Consider the following 11823-nt stretch of genomic DNA (forward strand, 5'->3'; position numbering starts at 1 on the left):
CCCCGCGGCGGAGAGGCGCATGACGGTTCCCTCCCTATGGGAGCGCTCCCATCGAGAGTCACCAATGTTGCCAGAGGATTTCGGGAATACACAAGCAGTGATTTCTCCCGAGTTGGCGCCGACTGCCCCGCACTGCTCGTCCTGGTGTGCGCCATATCGTCCTGACCAGCGAACCTGACTCGCCCCGGCCCGGGCTGACGACGATCCGTAACAGATTTTCAGTAACGAAGGCGGAAACGCCCACTTTCTTTTTCGGAACGTGCGGGAGGCTCGAATGAGCTTGACGACCAAATCCCGCGCCACCGTCGGACTTGTCGACCCAAAAGGCGATGCTCCACGCCTTGCCGGCGCTGCTCGGCTGATTGCGTTGGCCGCCGCGGCATCGGAGTCGTCAGGTGCCACGTCTCCGTGTTGCCGGGAGCAGCCGCACACAGCAGCGGCCCGGGCCCGGGTCGAGCTCCGCGAGAAAGGGGGAGTCAAGGTCGGCCGGATGACCCAGGACCCACAGGTCCGCGAGGACCCGCTGCTGCTTGCCCCGGCGGCGCGCGCATCCGCATAAGGGTCTTCGCGCAGTCCGACCCGGCCACCATCCCCTGGGGTGATGTCGGTGCCGACGTCGTCATCGAGTCCACCGGCCACTTCACCGACGGCGTCGCCGCGGCGCCCCACCTCAAGGGTGGCGCGAGGAAGGTCTTCATCTCGGCGCCGGCCAAGGGAGACGTCCCCACGTTCGTTCTCGGGGTGAACGACGACCGGCTCGACCCGGACCGCCATGACGTCTTCTCCAACGGCTCCTGCACCACCAACTCGCTGGCGCCCTTGGCGAAGGTGCTCAACGACTCGTTCGGCATCGAGTCAGGACTGATGACCACGGTCCATGCCTACACGGGCGACCAGCGTCTCCACGACGCGCCGCACTCCGACCTGCGCCGGGCCCGCGCGGCAGCCGTGTGGACCATCCCGACGTCGTCAGGCGCGGCGAAGGCGATCGGCAAGGTCATCCCCGAGCTCGACGGGCGTCTCACCGGCGCCGCGTTGCGCGTTCCCGTCCCGGCAGGGTCGATCACCGACCTCACCGTGGTCCTCCGGGAGGGTGCCGGCGTCGAGGACGTCAACGCGGCGTTCCGCGAGGCGGCCGGCTCTCAGCGGGTGCGGCACTACCTGAAGTTTTCCGAGGCGCCGCTGGTCTCCGCGGACATCGTCGGCAACCCTTACTCGTCGATCTTCGACGCGCCGCTGACCGCGGCCGTCGGCAATCAGGTCAAGGTGCTCGGCTGGTGCGACGGGTCCACTGCTGGTTCGACCCGCCGTGGCAGGCCCACAGGTGGATCCTCGTGCCGTTGGCGGTGCCCGCACCGCTGACGTCCAGGCACAGCCCCGACTGCACGCCCGTGATCGTGCCGCTGGCGTTGACGTTCCACTGCTGGTTCGGCTGGCCGTTGCAGTCCCAGATGATCGCGGCGGTGCCGTTGGCGGTGCCCTGACCGTTCGCGTCCAGGCACTTGGTGCCGTACACCATGAGCTGCCGGACGGAGGTGTAGGTCCAGTTCTGGTTGGCGCCTCCGGAGCAGTCCCACAGCTGGGTCTGCGTGCCGTTGGTGGTGGTCGAGTTCGGAACGTCGAGGCAGCGCCCGGACGCCACCCCCACGACCTGGCTACCCGGCTGCGTGCTGCCACCCTGCGGCCCGGCCGCCGCCATCACCGCCTGCGCGCCCGCCGGCCAGGCGCCGTTGGTGACGGTGACGTTGTTGGAGACCACGTTGCCGCGGTCGCCGTTGGTGACGTTCGTGCTCCCGTTCGTCGTCCAGTTGCCGGTGACGGTGAAGTTGCCCATGTTCTCGGCGAAGAAGTAGTTGGCGGTGGCCCAGGTGCCGGTGGCGGAGAAGACGTTGCGGGTCGCGGTGTAGTAGCGCGAGCCCTCGTCGAAATAGATGCCGAAGTAGCCGTTGGTCCGGAGGCAGTAGTTGTCGCTGATCACCGCGTTCGGGTTGGCCGACAGCGTGTAGATGCATCCACCGTCGTTCATCTGCTGCATGACGTCGTGCACGTAGTTGCCGACGAGCCGGTTGTTCGACGCTGTGGTCGCCGTGGTGTACCGCGGCTGATAGTTGTACAGGCCACGGTCGGCGTAGTGGTTGCTGCCGCCGGCGTCGTTGGAGCCCCAGCCGTACCCGATCGACATGCCGGTGTAGGGCAGGTTGTAGACCTCGTTGTGCGAGATGGTGGCGTTCGTGACGTAGGTCGCCAGCACCGAGACGATGCCCCGGTACTCCAGCCCCAGGTCATGGATGCGGTTGTCGCTGATCGTGATGTCGCGGTTGACCATCCGCTGGTCGCTCGGATGGTGCGCGTCGGCGCGCACACCGCCGACCACGATGCCGCCGGCGGAGTTCTGCGCGATCTCCGAGCGGGTCACGGTGATGCCGCTGGCGCCGAGGCCCACGCCGCTCGCGTGGGCGTTGGCGTCGTTGCCGATGCCGATGGCCGTCTGGCCGAGGTTGACGAACCGCGAATCGTTGATGGTGACGGTGTTGGCGGCCGATACCTGCACCGCCGCGGGCATCTGGGACCAGTTCGGCCGGGTCGCCTCGAACTGCGGGCAGCCGTTGTGGCACGACGTGAAGCTCGGCCAGTTCCAGTTGCCGGCCATGTAGGCGCCGGTCTGCTGGTCGACGAAGCCCTGGTTGCTGCTCGGGCCCAGCCAGCTCGTGCCGCTGAACGTGATGCCGCTGAACGTGATGTGGTGTGCCGGCGCGCTGTACGTGCCCCCGATTGAGACCAGGGACTGCAGCGCCGGCAGCTCCACGTTGGCCGTCGACATGTTCTGCCCGGACCGCGGAATGTAGAACAGCACCCCGGTTCCGGGGTTGAGGTACCACTCGCCGGGTGAGTCGAGAAACTCGTAGGCGTTGGTCAGGTACATCGGACCGGCCCGGTGCGGGCTGGTGAAGGTGTCGTAGCCGAAGTTGTTGTTGTTCCACGCCGGCTGCTGCATCGTGATGAGGTTCCCGCTGATGCTCTGCACCGGCGAGTACCGGTCGGTGAAGGAGTTGACGGCCTCCAGCTCGACCCGGTTCTGGTTGGCCAGGGTGTTCAGGTACGCCAGGGCGCTGTTGGTGAACCGCATCCCGGTGCTGGAGGCGGTGAAGTCGGCGCGGTTCACCTGCGTGCGGGCCCGGGTGGCGATGGCCCCGTCGACGTAGAGCTGCCGGGAGTCCAGTCCGGGAGTGACGCCGGCGCGCCAGATGTTGCGACCCTGGTCGGCCACCGACCATCCGGTGACCGCCCGGGAACCGCTGATCACCGGACGGGCCGACGCCGCGGCACGCCAGATCACCGTGCGGCCGTTGGATCCGGAGTCGTCGGCGGTCAACTGAATCGGTGCCGACAACCGGTACACGCCGTCGGCCAGTTCGACGACGATGTCGTCGGACATCGCGTCGTTCAACGACCGGACGGCGGACTGCGCCTGCGTCAGCGAACAGGGCAGCGCGCTCGAGCAGGCGGTGCCCGTGCCCGACGGCGCTACGTACACGGTGGTGACCGCCGCGGACGCGGGGGCGGCGAGGGTCAGAACGGTGGCGGTGGCGGTGGCGGTGGCGGTGGTCGCGGCCAGCAGCCGCCTTCGTACCGCGGAGAACGATACGAACACGGAATCCTCCTACCAGGGTGGGGGCGGGTGATCACGGGACGCGGCAACGAATTCCCCGGTACTGACGGCCGGATGGTCGGCGAGCCATCCGGCCGTCGGACCCGGGATCCGGTCCGGACGCGCAGCGCGTACGCGGCGCCCGTAACCCGCGGTCGGACGTGACCGCCCGGTCGCGAGACGGCCGCGACCGGTGGAGAGGAGATCAGATTCATGTGACGTATTACGAAAACGTGCGCAAACTTTAGAATGTTAACGTTCTCTCCGTCAAGTGACCGGCGTCGATTTAATGCATGGCCGCACGCAGGAACGAGAGTCCGTCCTGGCAAGGGCGTCCTGCGACCGCGCGTGAGGACGCCAGATCGACGGCGAGCAGCGGCGACGGGAGCTGACTGGACACGGAAGGGCTCCTACGTTGCACCTTCGGCGATCGAGTCGTCACACGGGTCGAATCGCTCGGTACGGCGCGGAGAGCACCTCCGCGAGCGCCGGCAATTCTCAAATCGTTATGGGTTAAGTGTTATGGGATCCCTCCCACGAGAGTCGCATTGACTTCCTTCGATTCGTGTCTGATGCTTGCCACGCAGACCACGGACGAGTCGCATCTGATGTGACGCTTCGGCACTTTCCGGAGAGACCTGACTGCCCGTCACGGCGGACGGCATGACGATCTGACGGCACACGCACGGTTCCCCGCGCCCAGGTGCGGGCGCACCGACTCGTGCCGGTGGTCGCGGCACCGTACCCGCCGAACTAGGAGACGGCATGCGTCGCAAGACTCTGATCATCGCTGCGATCGTCGGCCTGCTGCTGTCGCTCGCATTCGTCGCCCCGGCATCGGCCGCACCGGCCTTCCGCGCCCTGCTGTTCACCAAGACGACCGGCTTCCGCCACGACTCGATCCCGGCCGGCGTCAGCATGTTCCAGGACCAGGCGGCGGCCAACAACTTCGAACTCGTGCACACCGAGGACTCCAGCGTCTTCACACCCGCCAACCTCGCCACCTTCGACGTGCTCATCATGTTCCAGACCTCCGGCATGGTGTGGACGACGGCGGCACAACGGCAGGCCGTGGAGGGCTTCCTGGCCAGCGGCAAGGGCATCGTCGCGGTCCACAACGCCACCGACATGGGGATCGAGGGCGAGTACCCGTGGTGGGACCAGACCATCAATGCCGGAGCGCACATGCCGGAGCACTCCCCCGGCGTGCTGCCCGGCACCGCGATCGTGGCCGACACCAGGCACCCGTCGACGGCCGGCCTGCCGGCCCGCTGGAACCGTAGCGAGGAGTGGTACAACTTCGACCGCAACCCGCGCGGCGACGTGCACGTGCTGGTCACCGCCGACGAACGCACCTACAACCCAGGCCCTCGTGCGATGGGACCCGACCACCCGATCTCCTGGTGCCGCAACGCCGCCGGCGGACGCGTCTGGGCCACCGCCATGGGTCACGCGATCGCGTCCTACAGCGAGACGAACTTCCGCAACCACGTCCTCGGTGGCGTCCGGTGGGCCGCGGGCAACGCGTCCGGCGACTGCGGCGGCACCGTGTGGAGCAACTTCGAGAAACGCACCCTCGACGACAACACCGCCGATCCGATGGCCCTCGCGGTCGCGCCGGACGGACGCGTGCTTTACGTCCAGCGCGGCGGGCAGGTGAAGATCTTCAAACCGGCCACGAACTCCACGGTGACCGCGGGAACGCTCAGTGTCTACACCGGCGGCGAGGACGGCCTCACCGGCCTGGCGCTCGACCCCGACTTCGCCAGCAACGGCTACGTCTACCTGTACCACTCACCGGCGAACAGCACCACCGACATCAACCGGGTCTCCCGCTTCACGCTCACCGGCGACACCCTGACCATGTCCAGCCAGGTGACCGTCATCGACATCCCGGCGTACCGCGACCGCACATTCCCCGAGCCCGGACACACCGGCGGCTACATCGAGTTCGGCCCGGACGGCAACCTCTACATCGGCACGGGCGACGACACCCCGCCCAACCTCGACCCCAACTGGCAGGGCTACGCCCCGTTGGACTGGCGGCCCGGCAAGGCGAACCTCGACGCCGCGCGCACCGCGGGCAACACCAACGACCTGCGCGGCAAGCTGCTGCGCATCCGGCCGTCGGCCGGCGGCGGCTACACCGTCCCGACCGGGAACCTGTATCCGCAGGGGACCGCGCAGACCAAGCCCGAGGTGTACGCCATGGGCTTCCGGAACCCGTTCCGCTTCTCGATCGACCCGGCCACCGGCTGGGTGTACCTCGCCGACTACGGCCCCGACCGGGGCGGTCCAACGACCAACCGCGGCCCCGAGGGACTCGTCGAACTCAACGTCATCAAGGCCGCCGGCAACTACGGCTGGCCGTTCTGCCACGGCGACAACCAGCCGTACGCGCCCTACAACCCCGACACCGGCGCCGTGGGCGCCAAGTTCAACTGCGGCGCACCGGTCAACAACTCCCCCAACAACACGGGCCTGACGAGCCTCAAGCCGGTCGTCGCACCGAACATGTGGTACGGCTACGGTGCCTCACCGACGTTCCCGGAGCTCGGCACCGGCGGTTCGGCGCCGATGGGCGGACCGGTCTACCGCTACAACGCGACCAACCCCTCGCAGACGAAGTTCCCGCCGTACTACGACGGCGTCCACTTCTTCTACGAGTGGGAGCGCAAGTACATCAAGGAGGTCCACTTCGACTCCGCGACAGCCGTCACGCGGACCAACCCGTTCCTGCCGGCCGGCAACTTCAACAAGCCCATGGACATGGAGTTCGGCCCCGACGGTTCCCTGTACCTCCTCGAATGGGGCTCCAACTTCGGCGGCGGCAACAACGACTCCGGGCTCTATCGCATCGACTACATCCAGGGTGGACGATCACCGATCGCCAAGGCCACCGGCACGCCGACCAGCGGCACGGCCCCACTGACGGTGCAGTTCAGCAGCGCGGGCACCACCGACCCGGACCCCGGTGAGACCCTCAGTTACCTGTGGACCTTCGGGGACGGCGCGACCTCCACGGCGGCCAACCCGGCACACACCTACACCACCAACGGCAACTACACCGCACAACTGCGGGTCACCGACAACACCGGCAAGACGGCCTTCGTCAACGTTCCGATCACCGTCGGCAACAGCGCACCGGTCGTCACCATCACCGTGCCGCCCAACGGAGGCATGCTCGCCTTCGGCGACCGGGTGTCCTACACCGTCACGGTCACCGACCCGGACGGCGGAACCGTCGACTGCACCAGGGTCTTCGTCAACCCGGCCCTCGGCCACGCGGAGCACGAACACGAGACCACGGACTACCCCGGGTGCTCGGGCACCATCCCCACCGACCTCCTCGGCGGTCACCCCGACGGCGCCAACCTGTACTACGTACTCAACGCCCGGTACACCGACAGCGGCGGGGCCGGCGGAGCGGCTCCGCTCACCGGCTACGCCAAGGTGATCCTGCAACCCAAGCACAAGCAGGCCGAGTACCACACCAACCAGTCCGGGGTACGGATCGTCGAACAGTCCGCCGCGGAGAGCGGCAACCGAATCGGTGACATCTCCAACAACGATTGGGTGTCTTTCGCCCCGATGAGCCTGTCGGGCATCACCTCCGTCAGCTACCGGCTGTCGTCGCCGGGTGGTGGGGGGACGATCGAGCTGCGCGCCGACTCACCGACCGGGACGCTGCTGGCCACCACCCCGGTGCCCGCCACCGGCGGCTGGGACACCTACCAGTCGACGCCCGCGGCTACCACCGCCGCCCTCTCCGGAAGCCACACGTTGTACATGGTGTTCAAGGGCACCTCGAACAACTGGTTCGACCTCGACTCGTTCACCTTCGGCGGCAACGGGGTCGGTCAACCGGACACCGACGGAGGCGTCGCCGGGCGGACCTGGACCGTAGCGGCGATGCACAGCGGCAAGCTCATGGACGTCAGCGGCGCCTCCACCGCCGACGGCGCGCAGGCCGTCCAGTGGGCGGCCACCGGCGGCAACAACCAGAAATGGCAGGCCGTCGACGCCGGAAGCGGTGCCGTTTACCTGAGAGCCATCCACAGCGGCAAGTGCCTCGACCTCATCAACGGGTCGACCGCGCAGGGCGCCTTCCTGCAGCAGCTCACGTGCTCCAACGGCAACCAGCAAAGGTTCCAGGTCGTACCGACCGCCACGTCGGGCGTCTACACCGTGAAGAGTGTCCTCAGTGGACACTGTATCGACGTCAACGGCGGCGCGACGACCGACGGCGCGCGACTGCTGCAGTGGGGCTGCCACAGCGGCGCGAACCAGCAGTGGCGGTTCAGCATCGCCTAGCCCCACCACCGGGTGCCCGGCGCGGCCTCGCCGGGCGCCCTCCCACGACGCGTAAGGACCCGCCATGGCCCCTCCATACCTCCCGCACAGGCGGCTGACCGTGCTGGGCGCCGCCCTGCTGCTCACCGTCGTCTCCGGCACCGCGGTGGCCGCGCCGATCCAACCCGGGCAGAGCGCCACCATCACCGGCGTCCAGTCAGGCCGCTGCCTCGACATGCCCGGCTCCGCCAATGGCACCCAGGCACAGCTACGGGACTGCGACGGCGCGGCCGGCCAGACGTGGACCTACACCTCGACCCGACAGCTCATGGTCTACGGCACCAAATGCCTCGACGCCAACGGGCAGGGAACCACCAACGGCACCGCGGTCATCGTCTGGGACTGCAACGGCCAGCCGAACCAGCAGTGGAACGTCAACGCCAACGGCACGATCACCGGAGTGCAGTCGGGGCTGTGCCTCGACGCCAACGGCGCCGGAACGGCGAACGGCACCAGGACCATTCTCTGGGCCTGTCACGGACAGAGCAACCAGCAGTGGGACTCACCGACGGTCCAGCCACCCTCCGGTACCGCGCCGTGCGACATCTACGCCTCGGGCGGCACCCCCTGCATCGCCGCCCACAGCACCGTGCGGGCCCTCTACGGCGCCTACGGCGGCAACCTCTACCAGGTCCGGCGCTCGTCGGACAACACCACCCGCAACATCGGCGTGCTGACCGCGGGCGGCATCGCCGACGCGGCGGCCCAGGACTCGTTCTGCGCCGGCACCGCGTGCGTCGTCACCGTGGTCTACGACCAGTCCGGACGCGGGAACGACCTGTGGTACCAGGGATCCAGCGTGGTCCCCGGCTCCGCCCAGAGCCGGCCGGCGTCGGCGACCTCCGAGTCGCTGACGGTCGGGGGCGCCAAGGCGTACTCGCTGTACATCAACCCCGGTAACAGCTACTGGCGCGACGGCCACCTGACCGGCGTGCCGACCGGAAGCGCGCCCGAAGGCATGTACATGGTGACCAGCGGTACACACGTCAACAGCGGCTGCTGCTTCGACTACGGCAACAGCGAAACGACGCGCTCGGCCGACGCCGCCGGCGCCATGGACGCCATCAACTTCAGCACCCAGTGCTGGTTCGGCGGCTGCTCCGGCAGCGGTCCGTGGGTGCAGGCCGACCTGGAGTGGGGTCTCTACCCCGGCGGCAGCCAGTCGTGGAACCCCAATCAGCGCGCGTTCACCAGCAAATTCGTCACCGCGATGCTGAAGAACAACGGCACGACGCGCTTCGCGCTCAAGGGCAGCAACGCCCAGGCCGCAAACCTGTACACGTTGTGGGACGGCGCGCTCCCGTCGGGATACAGCCCCATGCGCAAGCAGGGCGCCATCATCCTCGGCAGCGGAGGCGACTGCTGCAAGCCGGGCGGAGGCGCAAACCTCAGTGCCGGCACCTTCTACGAGGGAGCCATGGTCGCCGGTTACCCGTCCGACGCGACCGAGAACGCGGTGCAGGCCAACGTCGTCGCCGCCGACTACCGCTGAGTTGTCAGGCCAGAGATTGGAGAACGCACATGAGAAACCGTAACAACCGCCATCGGTGGTACACGGCCTTCGCCGTCGCGGCAACGACCGTGCTGGCCGTCGTCGGATTCGTCGGCGTCGGCCCCGCGGCCGCCGACGTCGCCTCTCTCGGCGACAAACCAGCTGTTTCAGTTGTCCCGCTCGCGGCGACGGCCGGGTGCGGCCAGGCCCCCGGACTGGCCAGCGGCACCCACACGATCCAGAGCGGCGGCAAGTCGCGCAGCTTCATCCTTCGGGTGCCCGCCAACTACAACAACAGCAACCCGTACCGCCTGATCTTCGCGTTCCACTGGCGGGGCGGCACCATGAACGACGTCGCCTCCGGCGGAACCAGCGGTACCCCCTGGTCCTACTACGGGATGCAGGAACAGTCGAACAACAGCGCGATCCTCGTCGCCCCGCAGGGCCTCGGCAACGGCTGGGCGAACTCCGGCGGTGAGGACATCACGTTCGTCGACGACATGAACCGGCTCATCGACAACGCCCTCTGCGTCGACACCACACAGCGCTTCGCGCTCGGATTCAGCTACGGCGGCGGCATGAGCTACGCGATCGCGTGCGCCCGGGCCACCGTGTTCCGTGCCGTCGCGGTCTTCTCCGGCGCACAGATCAGCGGATGCAACGGCGGCACCCAGCCCATCGCGTACTTCGGGATCCACGGCATCTCCGACAACATCCTCAACATCTCCGCCGGGCGTTCGCTGCGCGACACGTTCGTCCGCAACAACGGCTGCACCGCCCAGAGCCCGCCCGAGCCGGCCGCCGGCAGCCGGACGCACATCACCACCGTCTACTCCGGGTGCCGGGCCGGATACCCGGTCCAATGGGCCGCATTCGACGGCGGCCACATGCCCGGGCCGGTCGACGGATGCGCCTGCGAGAGCGGCATCACCACCTGGACCAAGGGCGAGGTGTGGAGGTTCTTCTCGCAGTTCCAGGGAGGCGGCCCGGATCCCGGCCCGACCGGCAACCGGTTGCGCAGCGAGGCGTCCGGCCGCTGCCTGGACGTCAGCGGAGCGTCGTCGGCCAACGGGACCCCGGTACAGATCTGGGACTGTCATACCGGAACGAACCAGCAGTTCACCCAGAACGGCGCCACACTGCAGGTGATGGGTAGGTGCCTCGACGTGCCCGCCAACGCCGGCGCCGGCGCCCGTGTGCAGATCTGGGACTGCCACGGCGGGTCCAACCAGCAGTGGAGCCTCACCGCCAGCGGCACGATCACCAACACCCAGACCGGGCTGTGTCTGGACGTGAACGGCGCCGGCACCACCAACGGCACCGCGGCCATTGTCTGGACCTGCCACGGCGGTATCAACCAGCGCTGGGCCCGCGCCTAGCGGAACGCCCGGCCCGACACCGTACGGCCCGCGGCTGACCGCCGCGGGCCAGGGCGCAGTCGCGCACAATCAAATCATCGTGCGGGACCGGGTGGGCAGGGTTTCATAGTCGGGCCAGACGGCGGTGCAGCATCAGCCACGGAGCAGTTCGTGGATCTGCTCGGTGGTCGCGCACCAGTCCCACCTCCCTGGGCGAGCGTGGCGAAGCACTCCGCGCGGTCGATGCCTTCGAAGTCCACTCAGTCCTCGTCCTCGAACGGCCGCACCTCGATCGGCCCGCCACAGGCCCGCGAGCACTTCTCCGCCCAGGCCAGTGCCTCGTTCAGGTCAGCGCAGCGCAACACCCAGAACCCGCCGATCGTCTCCTTGGTCTCGGCATAGGGCCCGTCGGTCATCGTGGTGTCCCCACCCTCGACCCGGACGACGGTGGAGCTGTCCGGTGCGAGCAGCCCACCCCCGAACACCCAGGCCCCCGCCTTCCGAATCTCCTCATTGACCCGTTCGACGGCCCCGTACATCGTCTGAACCTCATCGTCCGGCAGCGACGGCGCGGTGTAGTCGAACTGCACGGCCAGCAGGTACTGCTTCATAATCGTCCCCAGCTCTCTCTTCGAAGGGTCAGACGGCCAGCCGGCGGGCAACCGCCGGAACGACAATGGCCCAGCACATCCGGCACGAACGACAGCGCCGTCAGCACCACGGTCGTCCGCACGAACAGGACCCGCGGCTGCCGGGCGACCCGCTGCAGCACCGCGGCGAGCACCAGCCCCACCAGCGAGAAGATCACAGTCAGCGTCGCGAACCCGGTCACCGGAATGGGCGCTCCCGAAACGTCGAGACTGATTCCGGTGGCGCTCCCAGCAGCGGCAACAGCCGAGGTGGCCACGCCGGCCGCAGCGGCGGCGACGAGCCCGTGCCCGATCACCCGCCGAACCGAGCGAGGGGCGGTG

Annotated in this window: 6 protein-coding genes and 1 pseudogene; 4 read left to right on the top strand and 3 right to left on the bottom strand. The window is 68.2% G+C overall.

Translation table 11 applies throughout. The features are described from left to right. Positions 1-555: 555 nt before the first annotated feature. Positions 556-1362: pseudogene (locus ACZ6TI_RS36365) on the top strand (type I glyceraldehyde-3-phosphate dehydrogenase); the annotation flags it as partial. Here the strand turns inward: ACZ6TI_RS36365 and ACZ6TI_RS36370 are convergent. Beyond that, positions 1262-3652 (bottom strand): RICIN domain-containing protein, encoded by a 2391-nt coding sequence (locus tag ACZ6TI_RS36370; protein ID WP_465349771.1) that lies wholly within the window; start codon positions 3650-3652, stop codon positions 1262-1264. The pseudogene ACZ6TI_RS36365 and the gene ACZ6TI_RS36370 overlap by 101 nt on opposite strands. A 762-nt stretch (positions 3653-4414) precedes the next feature. Between ACZ6TI_RS36370 and ACZ6TI_RS36375 the strand changes: the two genes are divergently transcribed. From ACZ6TI_RS36375 to ACZ6TI_RS36385, 3 genes are all read left to right on the top strand, one after another. Further along, complete coding sequence (locus ACZ6TI_RS36375; protein ID WP_465349772.1) at positions 4415-7963, top strand: ThuA domain-containing protein; 3549 nt, start codon at positions 4415-4417, stop codon at positions 7961-7963. Positions 7964-8027: 64 nt separating this feature from the next. Next, positions 8028-9494: an arabinofuranosidase catalytic domain-containing protein gene (locus ACZ6TI_RS36380; RefSeq protein WP_465349773.1), complete on the top strand. Its 1467-nt coding sequence runs from the start codon at positions 8028-8030 to the stop codon at positions 9492-9494. Between the two features lie 29 nt (positions 9495-9523). Continuing rightward, a complete protein-coding gene (locus ACZ6TI_RS36385) occupies positions 9524-10873 on the top strand; it encodes a ricin-type beta-trefoil lectin domain protein (RefSeq protein ID WP_465349774.1) in 1350 nt (449 codons plus the stop codon). Between the two features lie 239 nt (positions 10874-11112). On the opposite strand, the gene ACZ6TI_RS36390 is transcribed toward ACZ6TI_RS36385, so the two are convergent. After that, entirely contained in the window at positions 11113-11463 is a 351-nt protein-coding gene (locus ACZ6TI_RS36390; RefSeq protein ID WP_465349775.1) for a YciI family protein, read from the bottom strand. Next, positions 11460-11798 carry a DUF6069 family protein gene (locus ACZ6TI_RS36395; RefSeq protein ID WP_465349776.1) on the bottom strand — a complete coding sequence of 113 codons (339 nt, stop codon included), beginning with the start codon at positions 11796-11798 and terminating at the stop codon, positions 11460-11462. Before ACZ6TI_RS36395 ends, ACZ6TI_RS36390 begins: the two co-directional genes overlap by 4 nt. Between the last annotated feature and the right edge of the window lie 25 nt (positions 11799-11823).

The sequence above is a fragment of the Actinoplanes sp. NPDC051388 genome (assembly GCF_055586225.1).